This window comes from Acidocella sp. MX-AZ03 (genome assembly GCF_027626035.1).
Lineage (GTDB): Bacteria > Pseudomonadota > Alphaproteobacteria > Acetobacterales > Acetobacteraceae > Acidocella > Acidocella facilis.
This window is the reverse complement of the sequence record NZ_CP110774.1, coordinates 2,516,407-2,541,941: the sequence shown is the minus strand read 5'-3', so window position 1 is coordinate 2,541,941 and position 25,535 is coordinate 2,516,407. Positions and strand designations below refer to the sequence as shown.

Here is a 25,535-nt window from a genome sequence, read left to right as displayed (position 1 = left end):
CAGCGCCGCATTCATCCCAGAGGCGGGACGCCCAGATGCGCGTGTTACAGATCATGGCCGGCGCCAAGAATGGCGGCGCCGAGCTTTACTCCACCGACATCATGCTCAGCCTGCACGAGGCGGGGCTGGAGCAGCGCATCGTCATGCGCCGCGCGGCGCCGCGCTTCGCTGAGCTGGCGGGGCGGGGCTTTCGATGGCGCCCGAGGTGCTGGCCGCCCCCTGCGCCCGCTGCAGCGCCGGCGGCTGGCGCGGCTGATTCGCGATTATCAACCGGACATCATCCATTGCTGGATGCGCCGGGCGGTGAGCCTGGTCGCCCCCGGTGCGGCGCCGGCGATCATCGGCTGGTACGGAGATTATGAGGAGCAGCAAAAGCATTTCTCCGCCTGCACGGATTTCATCGGGGTGACGCAGGATCTGGTCCGCCACGCTTATGCGAGCGGCGCCGCCCCGGCAGTGCCTTCTACGTGCCGACCTTCCCGTCGGTGGAAGAGGCGGCGCCGATTGCCAAGCAAACCCTCGGCACGCCGCCTGCGCGCAAGGCGCTGCTGATCCTCTCCCGGCTGCATCAGGTGAAGGGGATCGACACGGCCCTGCACGCGCTGGCGCAACTGCCCGATTGCGATCTCTGGATCGCCGGCTCCGGCCCGGAGGAGGCGGCGCTGAAAGCGCTGGCGGCGCGGCTGGGTGTGGCTGAGCGGGTGAAATTCCTGGGTTGGCGGAATGATCGCGGGGCGCTGCTGCGCGGCGCGGATATCTGCCTGCTGCCCTCGCGCTACGAACCCTTCGGCACGGTGATATTGGATGCCTGGTCCACCGCCACCCCGTTCATCGCCTGCGAGTCGGACGGGCCGCGCGCCACCATCCGCAATGGCGAGAACGGCATGATGGTGCCGGCCGACGATCCCGCTTCGCTCGCCGGGGCGATTCGCGCGGTGCTGGACGATCCGGCCTTGCGCGCGCGCATCGCCCAGACCGGCCATGCCGAATATCAGGCCGGTTTCACCCGCGCGGTGGTGACGCAGCGGATGCTGGAGACGTACCAGGCGATTCTGGCCCGGCACGCAGCGCCAGCAGCATCGGCAGCCAGATAATATACCAGAGCGGCGAGGGGCCCTTGATCACCTGGGTCAGGTCCGACAGGCCGGAGACCAGCGGCACGGCGAGCAGCGCCAGCGCCAGGGCGCGCTGAAAGCCGCGCTGCCGGCGCAGCACATGCCGGCAGAGCAGGATCTGGCAGAGCCCGTACAGCGCGAAGCCGACCAGCCCGCTATAGACCAGCAGCGAGAGATAAAGATTATGCGGGCTCGGATAGGCCGGGCAGGCGCCGTGCGGCAAGATCGGCAGCCGGGCGGACGGGCCATAGCCGATCACCGGCTGCGCCAGGAACAGCCCCCAGGCGGTGCGCCAGATGGTGATATGGCAATCCGTGCCGCGGGCCAGGAAATTGCCGATCACCGCTTTCACCCAGACCGGGCGCATCAGCACGACGCCCGCCAGCGCCGCCAGCGCGCAGAGCCCGGCAATGACCAGGGCCCGGAAGGCGCGCCAGCTGCTCAGCCCCAGCATCATCACCCCCATCGCCAGCGAGAGCAAGGCGGTGCGGCTGCCATTCAGCGGCAGATAAACCAGCATCGGCACCAAAGCGGTGGCGTAGAGCCAGCGCCGGGGCCCGGCCTCGGCAACTCGCCCCAGCGTCAGCAGCACGCAGATGACGATGACCGAGGCGCCCCAGACCGGGGTTTTCAGCGCCCCCCAGCCGCCGAGCCGGCCCGTCCAGTGGTCCTGCACCGCGAACAGCGCGATGGAGAGCAGCGCCGTCGGCACCGCGCAAAGGATGAAGGCGCTGACCGCGCGGCGGCGGGCGCTGGCATCCTGGCGGGTGGCGAAGTCGAAACAGAGCAGGAAGGCGAGGGTGCAGAGCGCATTCAGCAGCCAATAGCCATGGCCATCCCCCTGGCCGGAAATATTGCGGTCCCAGGCGATGGTGAGGCTGGACCAGGCCCAGAGGGCGAGCATGGCCAGCAGCGGGCGGTTTGCGGCATCCGGCCGGGCGCCGCGCCAGAGCTGCCAGCCTATGGTGGGCAGGCCGAGGATATAGAAGAAGGTGGACCAGGCGGCATTGCTGGGCAGCAGCAGCCCGGCCGCGAGGGTGAGCGGCAGCGCCAGGCGCGGTGTGAACAGAAAGCCAGGGTGCCAGCGTCGTCTGCCGGCCTCAACAGGGCGCATCGCAGCTTTGGAGGGGAGAGCCATATGCGCATGGCGATGGCGCAGCGATGCGGCAGGTGTCAAGGCCACCCCCGGGGCTGGCGGTTTCGTTGACTTCGCCGCCCCCTTCGCGTAACGCCCCAGACTGCCTTGCATCCAGCCGCGCAACAAGGACATCAGCCTGCCCATGCTCCGGATCGTGCATATCGGCTACGCCCCGGTATCGCTGAAAAGCCTCAACCAGCACGCCACCGGCATCAAGCTCTGCAACGGCTTCATCCGCAACGGGCATCAGGTGCTGGCGCTTTCGGACCGGGATCTGGCGCGCGGCTTCGGCTTTGGCCACAGGCGGCTGGGGCGCGGGCCGTTCAACCGGATGATCCGCGATTATTGCCGGGCGCATAAGCCAGAGCTGCTGGTGCTCGGCCATGCGGATATGGTGGATGCGCAGACGATTGCGGCCATTCGCGGTGATCTGCCGGGCTTGCGGGTGGTGCAATGGAATGTCGATCCGCTGTTCGAGCCGGATAATATCCGCCGCATCGAGGGCAAGCTGGGGGTGGTTGATCTGACCCTGGTGAGCACCGCCGGCGCCTCGATGGCGGCGCTGCGCCGCCCTGGCGTGCGGGTCGGCTTCATGCCCAATCCGGTGGATCTCTCGATCGAGCGCGGGCGGATGGATGAGGTGGAAACCCCGGATTTCGATATTTTCTATGCCTGCGGCAACCCCTCGCGCCCGCCGCGCCATGTTTGCGGGCAGGATTGGGATATGCGGGATTTCGTGGCCGGGCTGCAGGCGCGGCTGCCGGGCCTGCGCTGGCTGACACCGGGGATCGACCGGCCCTTCCTCAATGGCGCGGCCTATCAGGCGGCGCTTTGCCAGGCCGGGATGGGGCTGAATATCAGCCGGCGGGGGATGATTTCCTCTATAGCTCGGACCGGCTGGCGCATCTCACCGGCAATGGCCAGCTCGCCTTCATCGAGCGCGCCACCGGCTATGACCGGTTTTTCGGCGAGGATGAGATGGGGTTTTTCTCCTCGCTGGAGGAGCTGGCGGAGATGCTGGCGCGCTATAAGGCCGAGCCCCGGGCGCGGATGCGCGCGGCGGCGGCGGGGCGGGCGCGCTATGCGGAATTGTTCAATGAGCGCCGGGTGGCGGCCTATATCGTCGAGGCTGCTTTCGGCGAAACGCGGGAGAGCGACTATCCCTGGCCGGACCATCCGGCCTGAGGATTGTGCAACCTTGCCCCGCTCCGTCTTGCCCCTCTTCGTCTTGTTATGGTCCATTCCGGCGCTACATGCTGTCTTCGAATTCAGAATTTTAGGTGATTGAAAATGTCCGATCTCGTTCCTGTCACCGTCCTCACCGGCTATCTGGGGCGGGCAAGACCACGTTGCTCAACCATCTGCTCACCGGCACGCATGGCAAGAAATATGCTGTCGTGATCAATGAGTTTGGTGAGCTGGGGGTGGATAACGACCTCGTCGTGGATAGCGATGAGGAAGTGTTCGAGATGAATAATGGCTGCATCTGCTGCACGGTGCGCGGCGATCTGATCCGCATCGTCAGCGGGCTGATGAAGCGCAGCCAGAAATTTGATGGCATCATCGTCGAGACCACCGGCCTCGCCAACCCGGCCCCGGTGGCGCAGACCTTCTTCGTGGATGAGGATGTGAAGGCCAAGACCCGGCTGGACGCGATCGTGACCGTGGTGGATGCCAAGCATTTCCTCACCCGGCTGGAGGACAGCCCGGAGGCGGCCGACCAGGTGGCGTTCGCGGATGTGATCGTGCTCAACAAGCTGGATCTGGTGAATGCGGAAGAGCTGGCGGCGGTGGAGGCGAAGATCAAATCCATCAACCCCTATGCGGTGATCAAGAAGACCACCAAGGGCGATGTGCCGGCGGATGAGCTGCTGGGGCTGGGCGCGTTCGACCTCAAGCGCGTGCTGGCGAATGTGCCGGACTTCCTGGAGGAAGACAGCCACACCCATAACGAGCATCTGACCTCGATCAGCCTCTCCACCGACAAGCCGCTCTCGGCGCAGAAATTCAACACCTGGATCGGCCATATCTTGCAGAGCCAGGGGCAGAATATTCTGCGCACCAAGGGTATCCTGAATTATGAGGGCGAGGAGCGGCGCTTTGCCTTCCAGGCTGTGCATATGATCGCCGATGGGGATTTCCTGGCGCCGTGGAAGGCGGATGAAAAGCGGGTGAGCCGCATCGTCTTCATCGGCCGCGACCTCAACCGCCCGGCTTTGCGCCGGGGCTTTGAGAGCTGCGCTGCCTGAGCTGAACCGTCTGGGCTGAGCGGCCATGCTGTGCCGGGATCTCGGCTGGGTCGAGCCCGGCGCGGCCTTCGTGGCGCTGGCCGGGGAGGTGCCGCTGGTGTTTCTGGACAGCGCGGCTACGGGCGATGCGCGCGCCAGGGTCAGCTATATCGGGCTGGAGCCCTACGCGGTGCTGGACCTGGCCCGGGCCGATGAGCTGCCGGGTTGGCTGGCTTCTGCCCGGCCCGAGGATGATGCCTGCCCGCCGGACTGGCCGTTTGCCTTCAAAGGCGGGGCGATGGGCTGGCTCGGCTATGGCGCCGGGCTGACGCAAGCCGGGATTGAGTCCCGCCACGCGCCGATTCCCGGCTTGCCCGAAGGCTGGTTCGGCATGTTCGATCTGGTGCTGGGGTTCGACCATGCGGCGCGACGGCTTTGCGTGCTGGCCGGGGATCGGCCAGGGCAGGGGGCGCAGGCGCGGATTGCGGCGCTGGCGGCCCGTCTGCGGCAACCCGCCGCGCTGCCGCCAGGGCCGAAGCCGGACTGGCAAGAGGAGACGCCGCGCGCGGCGTATGAGGCGCGGGTGGAGAGGGTGCGGGCTTATATCGGCGCCGGGATGTGTTCCAGGCGAATTTCACCGCCCGCTTCACCGCGGCGCTGCCCCGGGTTTTTCGCCCGCCGCTTATTATGCCGCCTTGCGCCGCCGCAGCCCCGCGCCCTTCGCGGCCTTTATTCAAACCGGTGCCGGGGCGGCCTTATGCAGCGCCTCACCAGAGCGGTTTCTCTCGGTAAACCGCAGCGGCGCGGTGGAGACGCGGCCGATCAAAGGCACCGCCCGGCGCGAGGCCTGCCCGCGGGAGGACGCGCGGGCCGCCGCTTCCTTGCGGGACGATCCGAAGGAGCGGGCGGAGAATCTGATGATCACCGATCTGCTGCGCAATGATCTCGGCCAGCTTTGCGAAATCGGCTCCGTGCAGGTGCCGGAGCTGTTCGCGGTGGAGAGCTTTGCCCAGGCGCATCATCTGGTTTCCGCCGTCACCGGACAGCTGCGCCCCGGGGTGGGGGCGGCGGATCTGCTGCTGGCCTGCTCACCCGGCGGCTCCATCACCGGGGCGCCGAAGCATCGGGCGATGCAGATTATCGACGAGCTGGAAGCGGGTGCGCGCGGCGCCTATTGCGGCGCCCTCGCCTGGATCGGGCTGGATGGGGCGATGGATAGCGCCATCATCATCCGCACCGCGGTGGCCACGCCTGAGTGCCTCTACGCCCAGGCCGGGGGCGGCATCACCTGGGACAGCGATCCGGCTTCGGAGTATGAGGAGATGATGCTGAAACTCTCCCCTTTGATCGCGCATGGCTGAGATCGTCTGGCTGAACGGGCGGCTGCTGCCGGCGGAAGCGGCGATGGTCCCGGTGACGGATCGCGGCTTCACGCTGGGGGACGGGATTTTCGAAACGCTACGATTGAGCGGCGGCGTGGCGCAGGATGCGGCGGCGCATTTCGCCCGGCTGGCGGCGGGGCAAGGAAGCTGCGGCTGGCGCTGCCCTTTGAGGCGGACGGAATGGCCGAAATTCTGGCGCACACCGCCGCCGCCAATGGCATTGCGGAGGGTGGGGCGCGCCTCACCCTCACCCGTGGCCCCGGCCCGCGCGGGTTGTTGCCGCCCGCTGAACCCCGCCCGACCGTGCTGGCCACGGCCTTTCCCCTGCCCGCGCCGGGGCCGGTGCAGGCGATCATTTGCCGCTCGATCGCGCGCGATGAAACCTCGCCGCTCTCACAGGTGAAGACGCTGAATTATCTGCCGCACATTCTGGCCCGGCAGGAGGCTGAGGCGGCCGGGGCGCAGGAGGCGATTTTGCTCAACCGCGCCGGGCGGGTGGCCTGTGCCAGCATCGGCAATCTGCTGGTGAAATATGAGGGGTTGTGGCTCACGCCGAAGCTGACGGAGGGCGCGTTGCCCGGCATTCGCCGCGCCAGGCTTCTGGCGTCTGGTACGGTGGCGGAGGCGGTTATCAGCGTCGAGATGCTGCGCGCCGCGCGGGCGCTGGCGGTGTGCAATGTGCTGGCGCTGCGGCCGGTTCTGGCGCTGGATGGGGTGGCGCTGCCGGAGATGACGACGCCTGAGTGATCCGCATCAGGGCGATCAGCCTATGGTTCCGCGGTTTGCCCGTGGCATCAAGGGGTATACTCGCCTGCGGCGACGTGCAGCGAAGCTGCGCGCCCTTGACGCCACGGACAAACCGCGAAGCGGCTTGGGAGCGGCAAATGGCGGGATGGATGCCGATCCGGGGAGGGTTTGCGAGGCCGCTAATCCACCAGCGCGAATTTATCCACGTCCACCACGCCCATATCGGTGATTTTCAGATGCGGGATCACCGGCAGCGGCAGGAAAGCGAGATGCAGGAAGGGCTCGGCCAGCTCGCAGCCCATGGCGCGGGTGGCGGCGCGCAGGGCAATCAGCTCCTCGCGCACCGCCTCGGCGGATTTTACCGACATCAGCCCGGCCATCTTCAGCGGCAGTTCGCCGACCACCTGGCCGTTCGCCGCCGCGACGAAGCCGCCGCCCAGCTCCACCAGCCGGTTCACCGCCAGCGCCATCTGCGCATCGTCGGTGCCGGCGACGCAGACATTATGGCTGTCATGCCCGACCGAGGAGGCCAGCGCGCCATTCTTCAGCCCAAACCCCTTCACGAAGCCGCGCCCGATATTGCGGTTCTTGCCATGCCGGGCCAGCACCGCGATTTTCAGCACGTCATTCGCCAGATCCGGCAGGCGCTCGCCATTGCGGTAGGGCAGCGTCATGGTCAGATGCTCGGTGACGATCTTGTCGCGCAAAATGCCGATCACCGCGGTGGTCGGGCCGGTGCCGGGGGTGCGGAAATCCTCTGGGCTCACCTTTTCCAGCTTCATGCTGTCCAGCCCGACAAAGCCGGGCAGGGCGCGGGCGGCGAAATCGATCTCCTCCACCAGCCGCCCGCCAGCGATGACCCGCTTCACCGCGCAGGCCTCCAGATCCTCCAGCAGCACGATATCCGCGCGCTGCCCGGGCGCGATCAGCCCGCGATCCCGCAGCCCAAAGCCCCGCGCGGCGGCGTAGGAGACGGCGCGGTAGGCGTGCAGCGGCGCCACACCGGAAGCGATGGCCTTGCGCACGGAATAATCCAGATGGCCCTCGGTAAAAATATCCAGCGGGTTGCGGTCATCGGTGCAGAAGGAGCAGTTGAGCGAGGTCTCCGGCGTCAAAGCCGGGCTCAGTGTCGTCACGTCGCGGGTGACGGTGCCTTCGCGGATCAGCAGATGCACGCCCTTGCGCAATTTCTCCCAGGCCTCGGGCAGGGAGGTGGTTTCATGGCAATTGCGGATGCCGCAGGAGAGATAGGCATTCAGCTCCCGGCCCGAGAGTTTCGGCGCATGGCCGTCGATATGCTCGCCGGCGAAGGCGTAGAGCTTTTCCATCACCACCGGGTCTTTATGCAGAACCCCTGGGAAATTCATGAACTCCGCCAGGCCGAGGATTTTCGGGTGGCTGAGGAAGGGCAGCAGATCGCCGGCGCGCAGCTCGGCGCCGGAGGTCTCCAGCCCGGTGGCGGGCACACAGCTGGAGAGCTGCACGCGCAGATCCATCGCCAAAGCCTCGGCGCTTTGGGTGAAATACGCCAACCCCTGCGCGCCGAGCACGTTGCAGATCTCGTGCGGGTCGCAGATCGCGGTGGTGGTGCCGCGCGGCAGCACGATGCGGTCGAACTCGCCAGGTGCGACCAAGGTGGATTCGCAATGCACATGGGTATCGATAAAGCCCGGCACGGCGAACAGGCCACGCCCGTCAATCTCGCGCACCCCCTGATAGCTCTCATAGGTGCCGATGATGCGGTTGCCGGTGATGGCGATGTCGCTGACCGCGATCTCACCGGTGATCAGGTTGAGGATGCTGGCACCCTTGATGACCAGATCGGCTTGGGTGCGGCCGATGGCCTGGTCGATGCAGCGTTCAAGAAAGCCCGGAGGCAGTTTGGCTTTGGTCTCCATGACCCATGATACAGAGATGGCTGGGGCTGGCCAGACGTAATTTCGTGAGGCAGCCTTGTTCGAGGCTCATTATATTTTCGACATGACAGGCCAGGCGTGCGGCGGCGCCCCAAATCGGACGGATGACCCGAAAAGCCCCGCTCAATCCCTTCGCCGCGTATCTCTGGCTGGCTGAGGCCGGCTTTGTCTTCGCCATGCACAGCGCCCAGCTCTGGATGCAGCCGGGCAAGGCGGCCGGGCGGCTGGCGGCGTTGGGGGCGGAAAAGCAGCAGGCCTTTGCACAAGGCGCGATGCAGGCCGGGCTAGCGGCGCTGCGCGGGGCGAAGCCGCAGGCGGTGGCGAATGCCGCGATGGCCCCGGCCAAGCGGCGGGTGCGGGCGAACAAGGCGCGTATCCTGAAGGGCAAGACACTGAAGGCACGTTGACCGGCCTGTCGAGGTTTTCAAAAAGCTCTCACAGATGTTCGGGGCGGGACGGCGGCGGTGCGTACGCCCAGACGTTTTTGCCGCTTTTTTGAAAAAAAGCGGCACCAAAAAACTTTTGTGATGAAGGCGTTTCTTAGCTCGTCGGGATGGTCAGGATCGTTCCCGGTGTCGCGCTGGTCTGGGCCAGGGACAGCAAGGTCTGCACAATCGAAAAAGCCACCTTGCTGTTGAAATCGTCATTGGCGATCCAGAACCAGGTGGCGCCGTATTTCACCGAGACGAAGGCATCTTTCGGCGCCTTGTCGCCCGAATGCACGACGACGACCGGGTGTTTGGCGATGCCGATCGTGCCCAATGTCGGGGTGGTCAGCCCGGCTTTGACATCCGCCTCCGGCACCTCCACCTGGATCGCGAGCTGGTTGAGGATGCCGAGCATCGGCCTTGTCTGCAGCATGATCTGCCCGGAGGGCGGCTTGCCGGTGCCGTAATAGACCGTGGCGGTCTGTTCGTTCGGCTTCATGCCGAGCAGCGCGCGGGTTTGCGCGGCGACGCGGGCGAGGTCCGGATCGTCCGTCGGCTCGATCGCCAGGATGGTCTTGGTCTGGGCCGGGCTTTTGCCGCTGGCGGGCTTGGTTTCCACCTGGCCGCCATCCAGCACCCCGCCGATCTGCAGCAGCCGCAGATCATGCAGCAACAGGAAGAAATCCGGCGAGCCCAGCCCATCTGCACCGCCCAGCTCGCGGGAATTTTGCAGCCCGTTGATGGATTGCACATCCAGCCGGAACAGAATGTCCACCGGGATGCCGCCGCCGACGAAGGGGATCAGCTCCGCCGGGGAGAAGGGGCGCAGGAAGCTTTCGGCGAAATTCTTGCCGGTGATCGGCTCCAGCGTGAAGGTCGGGCTCTGCTGGAAGGTTCCGCCCAGCCCGCCGGAGATATAGTTGCCGGCCGAGGTGGCGGCACTCGGATAGGCCTCCAGCCCGGCATTCAGCGTCTGCTGCAGCTGGTAGGAGGAGATGATTTGCGTGGTCTGCAGGAAGCTGGGCGAATCCGCGTAGCGCAGCCGCACCACGTTGAGCAGCGTCTGCTGGTTCTGGGCGTTGCCCAGCGCCTGGGCGTAGCTGACCGTATCCTGTTGCAGCTGATGCGGCCCGAGCTGGATGCAGCCGGCCAGCGGCAGCGCGGCGAGGCAGGCGGCCAGCAGCCGCCTCATTGGCCAACCAGGGCCTGGGCGAATTCGGTGGCGTCGAAATCCCGTAAATCGGCGATCTGCTCGCCGGTGCCCACCGCATGGATCGGCAGCCCGTATTTTTCCGCCAGCGCCACGACGATGCCACCGCGCGCCGAGCCGTCCAGCTTGGTGACGATGAGGCCGGAGAGATCCACCATCTCCTTGAAGATGCCGACCTGGGTGACGGCGTTCTGGCCGGTGGTGGCGTCCAGCGTCAGCAAAGTGGCGTGCGGGCGGTGGGATCGAGCTTGCGGATCACCCGGATGATCTTGCGCAGCTCCTCCATCAGGGCGGTCTTGTTGTGCAGCCGCCCGGCCGTGTCGATCAGCAGCACATCGGCGCCGGTTTTCTGGGCGCGGCTCAGCGCGTCATGCGCCAGCGAGGCGGGGTCGGTATTGGCCGGGGCGGTGACCACCTCGCAGCCCGCGCGTTGCCCCCAGACCTGCAGCTGTTCCACCGCCGCGGCGCGGAAGGTGTCGCCGGCCGCCAGCATCGGGGTGAGGCCCTGTTCGCGGTAGAGTGCCGCCAGCTTGCCGATGGTGGTGGTTTTGCCGGCGCCGTTCACGCCGACCATCAGGATCACATAAGGCTTATGCGCCCGGTCCAGCTCCAGGGGCTTGGCGACCGGGGTGAGGATTTCGGCGATTTCGGCGCCCAGCGTCTCGCGCACCTCGGCATCCGTCACCTCCTTGCCGAAGCGGGTGGAGCGGAAGCCCTTGATCACGCGCGCCGCCACGGCGGGGCCGAGATCAGCGGCGATCAGCTGCTCCTCCAGCTCTTCCAGCGCCTCGTCATCGAGCTTGCGCTTGGTGAAAATGGCGGTGATGCCGCCGGTCAGTTTCGCGGTCGAGCGCGAGAGGCCGGATTTCAGCCGGGAGAAGAACGAACTGGCCATGGCTTAGAGACTTTCGGGAATTTCACCGGCAAAGGCGGTCACGGCGGGGCCGCGCATCAGCACATGGCCGGCCTGCGTCCAGGTGATCAACAGCTCACCGCCATCCATCTCCACCACCGCCTGGCGGCCGGTCAGCCCCCGGCGATGCGCGTTCACCAAAGTGGCGCAGGCGCCGGAGCCGCAGGCAAGCGTCAGCCCCGCGCCGCGCTCCCACACCCGCAGCCGGATGCGCGAGGGGCTTTCGATCCTGGCGAAGCCGATATTAGCGCGCTCGGGGAAGATGCGGTTTTTCTCCAGCATCGGGCCGATGGTCTCGATCGGCAGATGCGCGAAATCCTCGATGAAGAAGGTGGCGTGGGGGTTGCCCATCGAGCAGGCGGCGGGATCGGCGACGGGGCCGAGGGCGAGGGGCAGATGCAGCGTGTCGGCGGGGGCCGCGAGCGGCACGTCGCCCCACTCCAGATGCGGCGGGCCCATATCGACCTCGACCAGGCCGGGACCGAGGATTTCCGCCTGCAACAGCCCGCCGGCGGTGCGGATGGAGACATGCCGCGCGCCGCTCTCCTCCGCCAACAGGGCGGCGACGCAGCGCGTGGCATTGCCGCAGGCGCCGCTCTCGGAACCATCGGAATTCAGGATGCGCATGAAGGCATCCGCCCCCGCGCCATCCGGTTCGATGATGATCAGCTGGTCGCAGCCGACCCCGCGCCGGCGGTCGGCGATCTTGCGGATCGCCTCGGGGGCGAGGGCGGGCTTGGTCACGCGGCCATCCAGCACGACGAAATCATTGCCGGCGCCATGCATCTTGATGAACGGGAGCATGCGCCTTCCTTACCGTCTCGCCCCAGGCGGGGCAAATCCGTGCGGGGTAATGACAAGATGGTTAGAGCAACATCCGATCAAACGGAAGCGTTTGATCGGATAAAGTTGCTCGTTCAAACAAAAAGCGAGAGCGTGGTCCGCGCGCCAAGCTGAGCGGAATACGCTCTCGTGCGGTTGCGCCGCGCAATCGCGCCCTTATCTAGAGTTTTTGGGCCAGGGGAGGCGGGATGCGGCGCAATCTGTGGATCAGGATCACCTGTCCCATCCTTATACTGATCCTGCTGCTGATCATCTTCTGGAACTGGGACTGGTTCATTCCGGTGGTGGAGGCCAGGGCCTCGGCCGAAACAGGCCGGCCGGTGAGCATCCAGCATCTGCATGTGACGCTGGGCAGGACCATCATCATCCGCGCCGATGGCATCACCATCGCCAACCCGAAGGGCTTCCCGGCGGAGGACCCGCCGCTGGCGCAGATCCCCGAGCTGCGGGTGGAGGTGGCGGCGCTGCATTATCTGCGGCACCAGCAGCTGGAGCTGCCGGTGATCGCGCTGGAGCAGCCGGTGATTTCGCTGCGGCAGACTGGCGCCGAGACCAATTATACGCTGAAGCTGGCCGCCTCGCCCAGCTCCAGCACCCCGCCGAAGCTGGGGGTACTGCTGATCCATGGCGGCCAGGCCAGCGTGAAACTGCCAAGTTACAAAGCCGATTTCAATCTGGCGATCGAAACCCGCCCGGCGCCCGCCGACAGCAAGCTGTTCACCGGCGGCGAGATCGTGGTGACGGTCAAGGGCACCTATGCGAATGCGCCGATCACCGGGGATTTCACCGGCGGGGCGCTGCTCTCGCTGCGCGATGCGGCGACCCCCTATCCGGTGGCGCTGCATCTGCAGAACGGCACCACAATGGTGAAGCTGGCGGGAACGCTGAACGATCCGGCGCATTTCGCCGGGGCGCATCTGAAGCTCTCTTTCTCCGGCCAGAACATGGCCAATCTTTACGCACTGACCGGGGTGCCGATCCCCGACACCCCGCCTTTCAGCCTGACCGGCACCGCCGTGTATCAGGACAAGGCCTTCCGGCTGCAGGATTTCACCGGCCATGTCGGCTCTTCGGATCTGGAGGGCACCATCGCCGAGGCGCCGGGCGAGCCGCGCCGGCAGATTACCGCGCGCCTGACCTCGAAGCGGGTGGATCTGACCGATCTCGCCGGCTTCCTGGGCGGCACGCCGGGCAACAAGAACACCCCGGCCAGAATGCGGCGACCAAGGCCAAGCTGGCGAAGGCGGCGGACAGTTCAAAATTATTGCCCTCGACGCCGATCAATCTGCCGAAGCTGAACGAGGTGGATGTGGATCTGCGCTACAAGGGCGAGCACATCATCAATAAGGGCGTGCCGCTGGATGATCTGGTGGCGCATCTGGTGGTCAAGGACGGCCGGGTGACGGTGGATCCGCTGAATTTCGCGGTGGGGACCGGGACCATCGCCAGCGCCATCGATCTGACGCCGGATAAGAACGTGCTGCATGCCAAGGCGAATATCGATTTCCGGCGCCTGCAGCTCTCGCGCATCGTCGGCTCCACCACCGGCTTTGCCGGCAATGGCACGGTCGGGGGTTCGGCCTGGATTTCCGGCACCGGCAATTCGATGGCGGCGATCCTGGGCCATGGCGATGGCCATGCTTCGCTGTTCCTGCAGCATGGCGGCGATATCAGCGCGCTGCTGGTGGATCTGGTCGGGCTGCAGGGCGGCCCGGCGATCCTCTCCGCGCTGGGGGTGCCGAACAAGACGCCGATCGAGTGCCTGATCTCGGATGTCTCGCTGAAGGATGGGCAGATGAACACCAATGCCTTCCTGGTGGCGACGAAGGAATCGAACATTCTCGGCAAGGGCACGGCCAATCTGGATACCGAGACGCTGAATCTGCATATGTGGACGGAGGCGACGCATTTTTCGATCGGCAATCTGTCCACCCCGATCAATATCGGCGGCACGCTGAAACATCCGAGCATCATGCCGGCCCCTGGGCCGCTGGCGGCGCGGGTGGGCAGCGCGGTGGGGCTGGGGGTGCTGTTCCCGCCGCTGGCGATCATCCCGACGATCCGGCTGGGGCTGGGCGATAAAAACGCCTGCGAAGACACGCTGGCCAAGCTGCATAAATAAAACCCCGGCCGGGGCCGGGGTAGAATGGGAGCAAAAGTTTTTGAGGGTATGGGAACTTTTTTCAAAAAGTTCCCATGACTTCAGTACATCGCGGAGGTCACAGAGCGCAGATTGCGCTCCTCCAGCGCCCGCCCGGTGCCCAGAGCCACGCATTGCAGCGGGTTCTCGGCGACCATCACCGGCAGGCCGGTGGAGACGCGCAGCACCTCGTCCAGCCGGTGCAGCAGGGCGCCGCCGCCGGTGAGCATGATGCCCTTATCGACGATGTCGGCGGAGAGTTCCGGCGGGGTGTTTTCCAGTGCCACCTTGATCGCCTCGACGATCTGCCCGACCGGCTCGGCCAGGCTCTCGGCGATCTGCCGCTGTGTCACCGTCACTTCGCGCGGCACGCCGTTGATCAGATCGCGGCCCTTCACATAGCGGCTCGGGCCATCCTGGTTGCTCTCCACCCAGGCGGCGCCGATATCCATCTTGATGCGTTCGGCGGAGCTTTCGCCGATCAGCAGATTGAAGGTGCGGCGGATATAGGAAATGATCGCCTCGTCCAGCTTGTCACCGCCGACGCGCACCGAGCGCGCATAGACGATGCCGCCCAGCGAGATCACCGCCACCTCGGTGGTGCCGCCGCCGATATCGACGATCATCGAGCCGGAGGGCTCGGTGACGGGCAGGTTGGCGCCGATCGCCGCCGCCATCGGTTCCTCGATCAGCAGCACCTTGCGCGCGCCAGCGCTCTCGGCGGATTCCTGAATGGCGCGGCGCTCGACCGCGGTGGAGCCGGAGGGCACGCAGATGATGATCAGCGGCGAGGCGTAGCCACGGCGGTTATGCACCTTGCGGATGAAGTGCTTGATCATCTCCTCCGCCACCTCGAAATCGGCGATGACGCCGTCGCGCAGAGGCCGGATGGCTTGGATGTTGCCGGGGGTGCGGCCGAGCATCAGCTTGGCGTCCTCGCCGACGGCGAGCACCTGCTTGCGGCCCTTCACGTCCTGGATGGCGACCACGGAGGGCTCCGCCAGGACGATGCCCCGGCCCTTCACATAAACCAGTGTGTTCGCGGTCCCGAGATCGATCGCCATGTCGGCCGACATGAGGCCGAGAAGTTTGGAAAACATCAAAACCCTTTCCGCTTAGTCCGGCGAGATCTTCGCCGCGCCGTCAAGAACGCCGCATTGCGCTGGCCTTACAGCCCGTACAGCAAAGGGGCAAGCCTCAAAGAAGCCCTTCATTCGCCATATTGCGCGCCCAATATATCGTTTAGACCAGATTGCTGATTGATCAAGGAGATGTAAACGTGGCGTACAAAGTCACCCCTGTTGTCCTGTTGGCCGTAGCGGGCTTGAGCCTGGCCGGATGCGGCTATTCGCCTGGGTCGCGCGCGCTTTCGGGCGGTGCCATCGGCGCGGGTGCCGGTGCCATCATCGGCAGCGTGACCGGCGTGGGGCCGGGCATTGGCGCGGCGGTCGGCGGTGGTGTCGGCGCGGTCGCCGGTGCGGCGATCAGCCCGCATAATCTGAATCTGGGGCGTCCGCTGGTCGGGAATTAACGGCGTCGGCCGATTATGACTGAAGGTTTCATGAAGGAATCGTCAGGCGATCGGCGGCCGGTTGAATTTCCGAAGGCGGACTAAATATCCTTTTTGTTATGTTATGAACCACGGGAGTTGGAAATGCTTCGCAAAATCTCTGCCGGCCTGTTTCTGGCCGCGTCCCTGACCGCGCTGACCGGGTGCGGCTACTCACCCGGCCATCGCGCCCTCACGGGCGGCGCGATCGGCGCGGGCGGTGGCGCCATCATCGGCGCCGCGACGGGCCTGGGGCCTGGGACCGGGGCGTTGATCGGCGGTGCGGCCGGTGCCGTCACCGGTGCCGCCACCAGCCATCGCCAGCTGAACCTGGGTAACTGATTCTGGGCAACTGATCCGGGCGCTGGTCTCTCCTTGCGGAGAGACCAGCGTTACGCCCCATTCAGGAAACCGTGACGATCACCACGTGGTCGGCATCCACCTCCTGCAAGGCCTGATACAAGGCGCTGATGCCGGCCAGCATGGCCTGGCCGGCGCCTTTTTCGTCCTCGTCGGTGAAATCCTCATAGGCGTCCTGCAGCTCTTTGGCTGAGAAGCCCTCCGGGTCCAGCTGGTCCATATATTTGCTCTGATCCTCCTTGGTGAGGATGATCACCAGCGCATCCGTCGCGTCCGCCAGGTCGGCGACGATGGAATTCTCGCTGGTCTCCAGGTCGATGTCATAATCATCGGCCAGAACCGGGATCAGGACGGAGAAAATATCCCCGTCTTCCTCGAATTCGACCACCGATGTGCCGGTGGCGGCCAGATAATCGGCCAGGCCCTGCGGGTCGTCCCGTTGGCGGCATCGGTCAGGTCGCGCAGATTTTCCCGTGGCAAACGCACGAAAGAGGCAGTGGCCGGCATGTCTCGCTCCGCTATGGATGATGGGCGTCTTACCAAGCTGGTGGGGCGCTGCCAATCTCAACCCTCTTGGCCGCGCGCGCCAGGAGCATTACATCCCGAGCTGAAATCGTTTGAATACAGGAGGGTCGCATGAGCGAAGAGACACGGAATTTCGGCACCGAAGTGGGCCGGCTGCTCGATCTGGTGGTGCATTCCCTTTATTCCGACCGGGAGATTTTCCTGCGCGAGCTGGTGGCCAATGCCGCCGACGCCACGGATAAGCGCCGCTTCCTCGCCCTTTCGGATGAAAAGCTGGCGCTGCCGGACAATGCCGCCATCCGCATCGCCGCCGATAAGGGGGCGAAGACGCTGCGCATCGAGGATAGCGGCATCGGCATGGCCAAGGAGGAGCTGGCGGAAAATCTCGGCACCATCGCCAAATCCGGCACCGCCGGCTTCGCCGCGCAGCTGGCCTCGGCCAAGCCAGAGGAGCGGCCGAGCCTGATCGGCCAGTTCGGGGTGGGCTTCTATTCCGCCTTCATGGTGGCGGAAAAGGTGGAGGTGATCTCCCGCAAGGCCGGGACCGACGAGGCCTGGGAGTGGATGTCCGACGGGCAGGGGCAATATACGCTCAAGCCCGCCGAGCGCGGCGCGCCGGGTACCACCATCCTGCTGCATCTGAAGCCGGATGCGGAGGAATATCTGGAGCCGATCCGGCTGAAGACGGTCATTAATAAATGGGCCGACCACATCACCCTGCCGGTGGAGGTGGAGGACAACGGAACGTTCGAGGCCGCGACCTCCGGCCAGGCGCTATGGCGCAAGAGCCGTTCCGAGATCACCCCGGAGGAATATACCGAGTTTTACCGCCATGTTGGCCAGGGCTGGGACGAGCCCTTCGCCACCATCCATTGGCGGGCCGAGGGCGCGGTGGAATTCACCGCCTTGCTGTTCATCCCCTCCTCCAAGCCGTTCATGCCGGTGGAGGAGACCAAGGAGAGCCGGCTGCGTTTGCATGTGAAGCGCATGTTCATCACCGATGAGGCGAAGCTGCTGCCGAACTGGCTGAATTTCGTCGTCGGCGTGGTGGATACCGAGGATCTGCCGCTGAATGTCTCGCGCGAGATTCTGCAGGCGACTCCGGTGCTTGAGAAGATCCGCAAGGCGCTGCTGAACCGGGTGATGACCGAGCTGAAAAACAAGGCCAAGGACGAGGCGGCGTTCAAGCCGTTCCTGGAGAATTTCGGCTCGGTGCTGAAGGAAGGGATTTACGAGGATACCGGCCATGCCGCCGAGATCGCCGCGCTGCTGCGCTTTGCTTCCAGCAAGGAGGAGGCGACGACGCTGGATGGCTATATCGAGCGGATGCCGGAGGGGCAGAGCGACATTTATTACCTGGCCGGGGATGCCGCGCATCTGAAGACCTCGCCGCAGCTCGAGGGCTTTGCCGAGAAGGGCTATGAGGTGCTGCTGCTGGGCGATGCGATCGACGCGTTCTGGCCGGGGCGGCTGGGCAGCTACAAGGAGAAGAAGCTGGTTTCCGTCTCCCAGGCCGGTTCGCTGTTCGAGGCGGCGGAGGCGCCAGAGGCGATCACCGCCCTTTGCGCCAAGCTGAAAGAGGCGCTGGGGCGGAGGTGTCCGAGGTTGCGGCGTCGTCCCGGCTGAAGGATAGCCCGGCGATGCTGGTGGCGGCACAGGCGGGGCCGGACCTGGCGATGCAGCGTTTGCTCAAACGCGCTGGCCGGCCGACATTCGGGCTGCCGCCGAAGCTGGAGATCAATCCGGGCCATAAGCTGGTGGAAGCGCTGGCGGCGAAGGAGGATGTGAGCGAGGCGGCGCGCCTGCTGCTGAATCTGGCCAAGCTGCAGGATGGCGATTTGCCGGAGGATCCGGCGGCGTTCGTGCGCCAGGTGGCGGCGGCGCTGGCAAACGCTTAATTTATAAAAGTTTTTGGGGTGTGGGGACTTTTTTCAAAAAGTCCCCACAAAGGTTTGGGGTGGTGGCAACGGCGTTGCCACCACCCCAAACGTTTTCGCCGCTTTTTTGAAAAAAAGCGGCACCAAAAAACTTTTGCTCCTATTTTCCTTCGCGGGCTTCCAGAACCCGCATCAGCGTCACGAACTCCGCCACGCTCAGCGTTTCCGCCCGCCGCGCCGCGTCAATCCCCGCCGCCTCACACAAAGCCTCGCCGCCCAGCGGCTTCAACGCCCCGCGCAGCATCTTGCGCCGTTGCCCAAAGGCGGCGGCGGTGAGGCGCTCCATCAGCTTCAACTCGGCCTTCGTCGGCTGCGCGGCCTTCGGCACCAGCCGGATCAGCGCCGATTCCACCTTCGGCGGCGGCGCGAAGGCGCCGGCGGGAATGCGCATCAGCATCGTCACATCGCATAGCCACTGCGCCAGCACCGAAACCCGGCCATAGGCGCCGGTATTCGGCTGCGCGCAGACCCGCGCCGCCACCTCCAGCTGGAACATCAGCGTCATCGACTGGAAATCCGCCGCGTTCTGCAGCCAGTTCACCAGCAGCAGCGTGCCGATATTATAGGGCAGATTGGCGACGATGGCGCGCGGGGCCGGCACCAGCGCCGCCAGGTCCGCCCGCATCGCATCCGCCTCGATGATGCTGAGCCGCTCCGTGGTGCCGGCGAGCTGGGTGATGGCGGCCACCGCCCGCTTGTCGAACTCGATGGCGGTGACATGCGCCGCCTCGCTCTCCAGAAGTGCCCGCGTCAGCCCGCCCGGGCCCGGGCCGATCTCGATGACATTCACCCCTTTCAGCGACCCCGCCGCCGCGGCGATGCGCGAGAGCAGGGCCGGGTCCAGCAGGAAGTGCTGGCCGAGGGATTTGTCGGCCCGCAGATCGAAGGTGCGGATGGTGTCCGCCAGGGAGGGGAGAGATATTTTAGCCATGGCGGCTTGTTACCCCACGCCGCGCCATGGCAACAGGGAGCTGTGGATAAGCCGGACGAGAAGGCAGGGTTCATGCAGGTTCCGCGTCTGCTGCGCGCTTTGGTGCGGGTGGATGAGGTCTGGCTCGTCCTGCTGGCGGCCGGGGTTGGGATTCTCGCGGGATTCGGCGTGGCGCTGATGAACGAGATCTCGTTCCTGATGCACCAGAATCTGTTCGCCCTGGCGCCCGGCCATGAATTGTCCGAAACGCCGGACCTGGACCCGTTGCGCGCCTTTGGCGTGCCGACGCTGGGCGGCTTCATCCTGGGGGTGGTGCTCTGGGGGCTGGCGCGCTTCCGGCCGAAGCCGATCGTCGATCCGATCGAAGCCAACGCGCTCTATGGCGGCCGGATGTCGCTGACCGATTCGCTGATCGTCGCGGCGCAGACGGTCTGGTCCAACGGCGTCGGCGCTTCGGTGGGCATGGAGGCCGGCTATGCGCAGCTGGGCGCCGGTATGGCCTCTTGGTTTGGCAAACAGTTCCGCCTGCGCCGGAATGATCTGCGCACGCTGGTCGGCTGCGGGGCGGCGGCGGCCATCGCCGGGGCGTTCAACGCGCCGCTCTGCGGGGCGTTTTACGGCATCGAGCTGATCATCGGCATCTATTCGGTGGTGACACTGCCTTTCGTCGTCATCGCCGCGCTGCTGGGCACGCTGACCGTGCAGATTCTGGGCTTTTCCTCGCCGCCTCTGGTGGTGACGCTGCCGGCGACAGTGCCCAACGATATTTACGGCGTCATCCTGATCGAGGGGATTGCCTGCGGCATGGCGGGGATCGTCATCATGCGCGGGGTGACGCTGATCGAAACCGCGTTTCGCCGCAGCCGCATCCCGACCTGGCTGCGGCCGATGCTGGGCGGCGCGCTGGTGGGGCTGCTGGGCTGCCTGACGCCCAAGGCGCTCTCCTCCGGCCACTCCGCATTGCATGCTTATATAGATGTGAGCTTTCCGTTTCTTCTGGTTGCGGGGTTTTTCCTGGCCAAGGCCATTGCCTCCGCCTTCTCCATCGGCGCGGGCTTCCGTGGCGGCCTGTTTTTCGCCTCGCTGTTTCTGGGGGCCTTGTTCGGCAAGGTTTTCGCCGGCATCGCCCTGCTGGTGCCGTTCATCCACCCGATGCCCAGCGGCCTCTACGCCGTGGTGGGGATGAGCGGCATGGCCGCCGCCATCATCGGCGGGCCGATGACGATGACCTTCCTGGCGCTGGAAAGCACGCAGAATTTCAACGTGACGATGGCGGTGCTGGGGGCCTCGATCGTCGCCACCATCACCGTGCGCCGGCTGTTCGGCTACTCCTTCGCCACCTGGCGCTTCCATTTGCGGGGCGAGCAGATCCGCTCCGCGGTGGATGTCGGCTGGATCCATACGCTCACCGTCGGCCGGATGATGCGCCCGGTGCAGATGACGGTCCGCCCGCAGACCAGCCTGGCGGTGTTCCGCCAGGAAGTGCCGCTGGGCACCACGCAACGCGTGGTGGTGGTGGATTCGGACGGGCGCTATGCCGGCATCGCCTACCCTGCGGAGGCGGCGTCGGTGACAGGGGAGGGGCGGCAGATTACCGACATTCTGCATCTTCAGGACTATTTCCTGCGGCCCGGGATGAATGTGAAGGAGGCGCTGGCGCTGTTCGAGGCCGCGGAAGCGGATGCGCTGGCGGTGCTCGATGGCGGCGAGAGCCGCAAGGTGCTGGGGCTGCTGACCGAGCAATATGCGTTACGCCGCTATAATGAGGAGCTGGACCGCAAGCGGCGCGAGGTGTCCGGGGAATAAAGCCGTTAAAGCCCGAATTAAGAATAGGAAATTATGTCTTGTGGGTCATGAAAACAGGGCTTCAAGAACGATTTCGAAACGAGAAAAAATTAATGTTATTTAGACGAAATTCCAAGAATGAAACTTGTGTTGTAGAAGAAACGAAACAAGGGAGAATTGTCTAATAAAAATTGATAAATCTACAATAATAGTTAGATTTGCTCGAATATGGCGGTATGTATTGTTTTTTTAATGATATTTTTGTCAATGATATAGATTAAGTCCAATTTTTGACGTAAAAATTTTTGTGCTTCGCAACACGTTCTTAACAATCTGAGGTGGCCTTTTCCTTGCAATTCCACTTCGGAGGCGGTACTAAACTCGCAAAGGTGGAGATTTTAAGGGGTTATTATGAGCGGATTTTTGACTGTAGGTGGCGCGTTTAACGGCCAGAATGGTATTCTCAGTGTTCCGTCCGCTCTGTCGAGCCCGGTTAACACTCTGTTGCAGACCTATCTGAACGGCGTTACGGCGTCAGTGACCGGTGGGACTGCGAGCTTCACCAATATCGATATCACCGCCGGCACGGTGTTCGGTATAGGCGTCGGCGTTGCGCCGCATTTCACCGAAATCACCAATGTTGACGCCAATGGCGCCTCCACCAACGGCGCCGCCGCTGGCGTGGCGACTGTCGGCGCCGGCACCACCGACCTATTCGTGCAGGTTCCGGGCAATGTGACCGTCGATGGCGTGGCCTCGACCTCCGTCGCGATCTTCGGCGGGAACAGCAATGTTACCTATAATGTTGGCGGCGGCACCGGCTCGATCTTCGCTGCTGGCGGCGCTGACTCGCTGAACGCGACCGGCAGCGGCTCCAGCTACAACGTGACCTCCGCGGGTAACGACACGCTGAACTTCAACGGCACCAACGGTGTCGAGACCGTGACCGCGACCGGCAACGCCACCACCTCCGTGTTCCTCGGCGGCGGCGATGTCGCGACCGTGACCGCGACCGGCAATTCCAAGGTCAGCGTGGTGTTCCATACCAACGCCGGTGGTAACCTGGACTTCGTGAATAATTCCTCCCAGGCGCAGACCATCTTCTCCGGCTCCTACACCACTGGTGGTGGCCAGAATGTGTTCGCCCCGAACTCTATCACCGTGTTCGGTGGCCAGGGCGGCGGCTTCTATGTTGGCGGCCGTGGCGGTTTCAACTCCATCAATGGCGGCAGCGGCAGCTCGACCTTGGTCGGCGGTGGCCAGGGCGACACCCTGATCGCTGGTGGTGCCAACAACCAGCTGTTCGCCGGCGCCGGCGGTGAGACGCTGATGGGTGGCGGCACCGTGAACGGCTTCTATCTCGGCCTTGAAGAGCCTGGCATTGGCTCCATCCAGGCGGTCGGCGGTCTCGCCTCCGCTGGTGGCTCCGGCACCCAGACCTTCCTGCTCGGCAATGTTGATGGCACGACCCTGACCGGTTCTACCGTCTCCGGCTCGCAGAACGTGTTTGACGTGCTCGGCTCCTACACCACCACGGGTGGCGAAGCGCTGACCTTCGGCGGCTCCTCCTTCACCATCAATGATTTCAGCGGCAACGACACCATCAACCTGCTGAAATCCGTCTCCAACGGTGCCGGCGGCCCGTCGGTTGAGAGCGTCCAGGCTGGTCTGGCTGGCGGCACGCAGATCCTGCTGTCCGACAACACCGTGATCACCCTCTCGAACGTGACCACGAGCCAGGTGAGCGTCAACGGCGCCCACAATGTGATCACCTTCGTCTAATCCGGCTCCCGGATCTCACCTGGAAACCTGCCTTGGTCCGCCAAGGCAGGTTTTTTTGCGCTGATGGTTGCGGGCAGGTCTTAGAGCATCAAGCGTTTAGCTTGATGCTCTAAGTTTTTTTAGCGAGCAATATGTGTTTAGGTTGACGCTGGCGCGTCAACCTAAACACATATTGCTCTAAGAGACTAAAAAACAGGGTCTTCGGCCAAAGGCTGAAGACCCTGTTCTGGTTTTGGTTCAGGCCGGGTGGAAATCCAGCACTTCGCCATTGATGCAATAGCGCAGCCCGGTGGGCGGCGGGCCATCCTCGAACACATGGCCGAGATGGCCGCCGCAATTGCTGCAATGCGCCTCGATGCGGATCATGCCGTGGCTGCGATCGATGGTGGTGCCGATGGCGCCCTCAACCGGATCATTGAAGCTGGGCCAGCCGGTGCCGCTCTCGAATTTAGTGCCGGAAATGAACAGCGTCTGGCCGCAGCCCGCGCAGGCGAAGCTGCCGGCGCGCTTTTCGTAATTCAACGCGCAGGTACCGGGCCGCTCGGTCGCGTGCTGGCGCAGGATGGCATATTGATCGGGCGTCAGGCGCGCGCGCCACTCGGCGTCTGTTAATGTAAAGGGAAAGACAGTCTTACTGTCTGTGCTCATGGCCGTCTCCTTCGGGCAGGTCTGCCCGTAATATAAGGAGGCGGCTTCGATGAGCCAACGGGTATCAGTTCCCGCTGCGGGGGCCAGCCTTGCGGCTGGCCAGCATATACAGGCGCGATGCGGCGCCGGTGCGGCTTCTTAGCGGCTGGCGCTCTCGGCCGTCGGCAGCTTCTGGGTGCCCAGGGCGCGCCAGCGCTCCAGGGTCGCCTCGCGGGCGGGCTTGCCATCGTTCAGAGATGCCGCGATCAGCCGGTCGATCACGGCATGGCGAAGTTCGGCCTCGGTCTTCAGCATATTGGCAGGCATTGATTTACCCTCTGTTCGAATACTCTCGGACGCTATGTCCATGCTTGTTACAGTGCATTGCAACAAAGGCATGATTAAGGCGGCCTCTTGATTTCAATGTGACGATTCTCGGCGGGATTTTCAGCAAAAAAAATTGTTGATAACTTGTTAGGCCCCGGTGCAAGCTGCTTCGGGTTTTGATAAGGGAGACCAGGGTTTTTTTGTTTTCCCCAGGGCTTTCATGGCGAAGCGGGCTGTTTTCCGGATTTTATTCACGCTGGCCGGGCTGGGGGGCTTGGGCGCCTGTGCGGCGCCGCCGAAAATCGCCGCCGGCAATGATCTGCCCCAATCGGAACAGGCGCTGAAAGGCTCGACCCCGCAGGTGCTGGACGCCGATTTCGGCCAGCCCTCCCTGCGCCGGACGGACGGGCAGGCGCAGGTCTGGCTGTATCATTCGCCGATCTGCGGGATGAATGTGTTTCTCTATCCGGATGCGCATGGCGTGCCGCGTGTGGCGGCGGCGGTGGCGGATGCCGGGGATGATCCGCAAAGCTGCATGATGAGCCTGGAGCATCCGGTGGCGGCGGCGGCCCTGGAGCGCAACGCGTCCTCCTGATAGCCTGAGGCTAGTCAGTCATGAGGACAAAATGGCGTCTTTGAACATCGCCGTGCAGATGGACCCGCTGCACAGCATCGATATTACCGGCGATTCCACCTTCGCGTTGATGCTGGAAGCCCAGGCCCGCGGCCATAGGCTCTGGCATTATGAAGTTCCGCATATGTGGCTGGACGGCGCCGTGCTGAAAGCCCGGGTGCGGCCGGTGGAGGTGCGCAACGAGGCGGGGGCGCATTATAAATTCGCCGATGAGCAGGTGATCGATCTGGGCAGCATGGATGTGGTGCTGATGCGCCAGGACCCGCCCTTCGACATGGCCTACATCACCGCGACGCATCTGCTGGAGCATATCCACCCCAAAACGCTGGTGGTGAACAATCCGGCTTCCGTGCGCAACGCGCCGGAGAAGCTGCTGGTGACGCATTTCCCGCAGCTGATGCCGCCGACGCTGATCTCCTGGGATCGCGGCGCGATCCGGGATTTCCGGGCGCTGCATAAGGATATTATCGTGAAGCCGCTATTCGGCAATGGCGGCATCGGGGTGTTCCGGATCAAGCCGGATGATGAAAATCTCGGCTCGCTGCTGGATATGTTCTTCGCCGCCTCGCGCGAGCCGTTGATGGTGCAGCGCTATGAGCCGGCGGTGCGCAAGGGGGATAAGCGGATCATCCTGATCGATGGCGAGCCGCTGGGGGCGATCAACCGTGTGCCGGCGGAGGGCGATTCGCGCTCCAACATGCATGCCGGCGGCAAGGCGGAGCCGACCAGGCTGACGGCGCGCGAGCAGGAGATCTGTGCCGCGATCGGCCCGACCTTGAAGGCGCAGGGGCTGTTGTTCACGGGGATCGACGTGATCGGCGATTATCTCACCGAGATCAACGTGACGTCGCCGACCGGGCTGCAGCAGATCGCCCGGTTCGACGGCCTCAATCTGGCGGCGGCGATTCTAGAGAAGATTGAGGCAATCCGCGCCGCGTAAGTCGCAAAAGTTTTTGGGGGCGCAGGCGCCCAAGGTTCCAGCGCTGCGTAGCAGCGTTGGAAAGGCGCCGGAGGGTCG

23 protein-coding genes and 3 pseudogenes are annotated in these 25,535 nt (G+C 64.6%); 16 read left to right on the top strand and 10 right to left on the bottom strand.

Translation table 11 applies throughout. The annotated features are described in order from the left end of the window. Window positions 1–35: 35 nt before the first annotated feature. Window positions 36–362 (top strand): hypothetical protein, encoded by a 327-nt coding sequence (locus tag GT370_RS14135; RefSeq protein ID WP_270183258.1) that lies wholly within the window; start codon window positions 36–38, stop codon window positions 360–362. Window positions 363–467: 105 nt separating this feature from the next. Further along, window positions 468–1,094: a glycosyltransferase family 4 protein gene (locus tag GT370_RS14130; RefSeq protein WP_270183257.1), complete on the top strand. Its 627-nt coding sequence runs from the start codon at window positions 468–470 to the stop codon at window positions 1,092–1,094. Here the strand turns inward: GT370_RS14130 and GT370_RS14125 are convergent. Next, on the bottom strand, window positions 1,003–2,385 hold the full coding sequence (locus GT370_RS14125) for an O-antigen ligase family protein (RefSeq protein WP_168118415.1): 1,383 nt from the start codon (window positions 2,383–2,385) through the stop codon (window positions 1,003–1,005). The two genes, GT370_RS14130 and GT370_RS14125, sit on opposite strands and share 92 nt — an antisense overlap. 573 nt (window positions 2,386–2,958) lie before the next feature. Here GT370_RS14125 and GT370_RS21560 point away from each other — a divergent pair. The 4 genes and pseudogenes from GT370_RS21560 (at window position 2,959) to GT370_RS14105 (ending at window position 6,610) form a co-directional block, all read left to right on the top strand. Then, window positions 2,959–3,438: a glycosyltransferase family protein gene (locus GT370_RS21560; RefSeq protein ID WP_442865437.1), complete on the top strand. Its 480-nt coding sequence runs from the start codon at window positions 2,959–2,961 to the stop codon at window positions 3,436–3,438. 105 nt (window positions 3,439–3,543) lie between these two features. Further along, window positions 3,544–4,502, top strand: a pseudogene (locus GT370_RS14115) (CobW family GTP-binding protein). 398 nt (window positions 4,503–4,900) lie between these two features. Continuing rightward, complete coding sequence (locus GT370_RS14110; protein ID WP_333489958.1) at window positions 4,901–5,842, top strand: anthranilate synthase component I family protein; 942 nt, start codon at window positions 4,901–4,903, stop codon at window positions 5,840–5,842. Between the two features lie 201 nt (window positions 5,843–6,043). Further along, window positions 6,044–6,610: an aminotransferase class IV gene (locus GT370_RS14105; RefSeq protein ID WP_270183255.1), complete on the top strand. Its 567-nt coding sequence runs from the start codon at window positions 6,044–6,046 to the stop codon at window positions 6,608–6,610. Between the two features lie 179 nt (window positions 6,611–6,789). Here GT370_RS14105 and ade read toward each other — a convergent pair whose 3' ends face one another. After that, window positions 6,790–8,508 carry an adenine deaminase gene (gene ade / locus GT370_RS14100; RefSeq protein WP_008493987.1) on the bottom strand — a complete coding sequence of 573 codons (1,719 nt, stop codon included), beginning with the start codon at window positions 8,506–8,508 and terminating at the stop codon, window positions 6,790–6,792. Window positions 8,509–8,630: 122 nt separating this feature from the next. On the opposite strand from ade, the gene GT370_RS14095 reads away from it, so the two are divergent. Further along, entirely contained in the window at window positions 8,631–8,933 is a 303-nt protein-coding gene (locus tag GT370_RS14095) for a hypothetical protein (RefSeq protein WP_008493988.1), read from the top strand. A gap of 133 nt (window positions 8,934–9,066) precedes the next feature. Here the strand turns inward: GT370_RS14095 and GT370_RS14090 are convergent, their stop codons facing one another. The 3 genes and pseudogenes from GT370_RS14090 to dapF all read right to left on the bottom strand — a co-directional run bounded on the left by GT370_RS14090 (window position 9,067) and on the right by dapF (window position 11,881). Beyond that, window positions 9,067–10,146, bottom strand: a complete 1,080-nt coding sequence (locus tag GT370_RS14090) for a hypothetical protein (RefSeq protein WP_008493989.1) — start codon at window positions 10,144–10,146, stop codon at window positions 9,067–9,069. After that, window positions 10,143–11,059: pseudogene (gene ftsY / locus GT370_RS14085) on the bottom strand (signal recognition particle-docking protein FtsY). Before ftsY ends, GT370_RS14090 begins: the two are co-directional and overlap by 4 nt. Before the next feature lie 3 nt (window positions 11,060–11,062). After that, window positions 11,063–11,881: a diaminopimelate epimerase gene (gene dapF, locus GT370_RS14080; RefSeq protein WP_008493991.1), complete on the bottom strand. Its 819-nt coding sequence runs from the start codon at window positions 11,879–11,881 to the stop codon at window positions 11,063–11,065. Window positions 11,882–12,108: 227 nt separating this feature from the next. Here dapF and GT370_RS14075 point away from each other — a divergent pair, with 227 nt between their 5' ends. Both GT370_RS14075 and GT370_RS14070 read left to right on the top strand, forming a co-directional pair. Then, the gene (locus GT370_RS14075; RefSeq protein WP_270183254.1) at window positions 12,109–13,218 is read left to right on the top strand and encodes an AsmA family protein; all 1,110 of its coding nucleotides are present in this window, start codon (window positions 12,109–12,111) and stop codon (window positions 13,216–13,218) included. Continuing rightward, window positions 13,185–14,042, top strand: a complete 858-nt coding sequence (locus tag GT370_RS14070; protein WP_270183253.1) for an AsmA family protein — start codon at window positions 13,185–13,187, stop codon at window positions 14,040–14,042. The genes GT370_RS14075 and GT370_RS14070 overlap by 34 nt, the downstream gene beginning before the upstream one ends. A gap of 80 nt (window positions 14,043–14,122) precedes the next feature. Here the strand turns inward: GT370_RS14070 and GT370_RS14065 are convergent, their stop codons facing one another. After that, entirely contained in the window at window positions 14,123–15,160 is a 1,038-nt protein-coding gene (locus GT370_RS14065) for a rod shape-determining protein (RefSeq protein ID WP_008493993.1), read from the bottom strand. Between the two features lie 179 nt (window positions 15,161–15,339). Here GT370_RS14065 and GT370_RS14060 point away from each other — a divergent pair, with 179 nt between their 5' ends. Beyond that, window positions 15,340–15,591 carry a YMGG-like glycine zipper-containing protein gene (locus GT370_RS14060; protein WP_035179279.1) on the top strand — a complete coding sequence of 84 codons (252 nt, stop codon included), beginning with the start codon at window positions 15,340–15,342 and terminating at the stop codon, window positions 15,589–15,591. A gap of 123 nt (window positions 15,592–15,714) precedes the next feature. Further along, complete coding sequence (locus GT370_RS14055; RefSeq protein ID WP_008493996.1) at window positions 15,715–15,951, top strand: YMGG-like glycine zipper-containing protein; 237 nt, start codon at window positions 15,715–15,717, stop codon at window positions 15,949–15,951. Window positions 15,952–16,012: 61 nt separating this feature from the next. On the opposite strand, the gene GT370_RS14050 is transcribed toward GT370_RS14055, so the two are convergent. Next, window positions 16,013–16,357: a hypothetical protein gene (locus tag GT370_RS14050; protein WP_270183252.1), complete on the bottom strand. Its 345-nt coding sequence runs from the start codon at window positions 16,355–16,357 to the stop codon at window positions 16,013–16,015. Between the two features lie 248 nt (window positions 16,358–16,605). Here GT370_RS14050 and htpG point away from each other — a divergent pair. Beyond that, a pseudogene (gene htpG / locus GT370_RS14045) lies at window positions 16,606–18,392 on the top strand (molecular chaperone HtpG). Between the two features lie 139 nt (window positions 18,393–18,531). Here htpG and rsmA read toward each other — a convergent pair. Further along, complete coding sequence (gene rsmA / locus GT370_RS14040) at window positions 18,532–19,362, bottom strand: 16S rRNA (adenine(1518)-N(6)/adenine(1519)-N(6))-dimethyltransferase RsmA (protein WP_008493999.1); 831 nt, start codon at window positions 19,360–19,362, stop codon at window positions 18,532–18,534. Between the two features lie 42 nt (window positions 19,363–19,404). Between rsmA and GT370_RS14035 the strand changes: the two genes are divergently transcribed. Continuing rightward, window positions 19,405–21,168 carry a chloride channel protein gene (locus tag GT370_RS14035; protein ID WP_008494000.1) on the top strand — a complete coding sequence of 588 codons (1,764 nt, stop codon included), beginning with the start codon at window positions 19,405–19,407 and terminating at the stop codon, window positions 21,166–21,168. 483 nt (window positions 21,169–21,651) lie between these two features. Beyond that, window positions 21,652–22,929 carry a beta strand repeat-containing protein gene (locus GT370_RS14030; protein ID WP_008494001.1) on the top strand — a complete coding sequence of 426 codons (1,278 nt, stop codon included), beginning with the start codon at window positions 21,652–21,654 and terminating at the stop codon, window positions 22,927–22,929. Between the two features lie 237 nt (window positions 22,930–23,166). Here GT370_RS14030 and msrB read toward each other — a convergent pair whose 3' ends face one another. Together msrB and GT370_RS14020 are read right to left on the bottom strand one after the other, a co-directional pair. Further along, a complete protein-coding gene (gene msrB, locus GT370_RS14025; protein ID WP_008494003.1) occupies window positions 23,167–23,577 on the bottom strand; it encodes a peptide-methionine (R)-S-oxide reductase MsrB in 411 nt (136 codons plus the stop codon). A gap of 138 nt (window positions 23,578–23,715) precedes the next feature. After that, a complete protein-coding gene (locus GT370_RS14020; RefSeq protein WP_168118416.1) occupies window positions 23,716–23,871 on the bottom strand; it encodes a hypothetical protein in 156 nt (51 codons plus the stop codon). Between the two features lie 232 nt (window positions 23,872–24,103). On the opposite strand from GT370_RS14020, the gene GT370_RS14015 reads away from it, so the two are divergent. After that, the gene (locus tag GT370_RS14015; RefSeq protein WP_008494004.1) at window positions 24,104–24,478 is read left to right on the top strand and encodes a hypothetical protein; all 375 of its coding nucleotides are present in this window, start codon (window positions 24,104–24,106) and stop codon (window positions 24,476–24,478) included. A 31-nt stretch (window positions 24,479–24,509) separates the two neighbouring features. Next, entirely contained in the window at window positions 24,510–25,457 is a 948-nt protein-coding gene (gene gshB, locus GT370_RS14010; protein WP_008494005.1) for a glutathione synthase, read from the top strand. The last annotated feature ends 78 nt before the right edge of the window (window positions 25,458–25,535 follow it).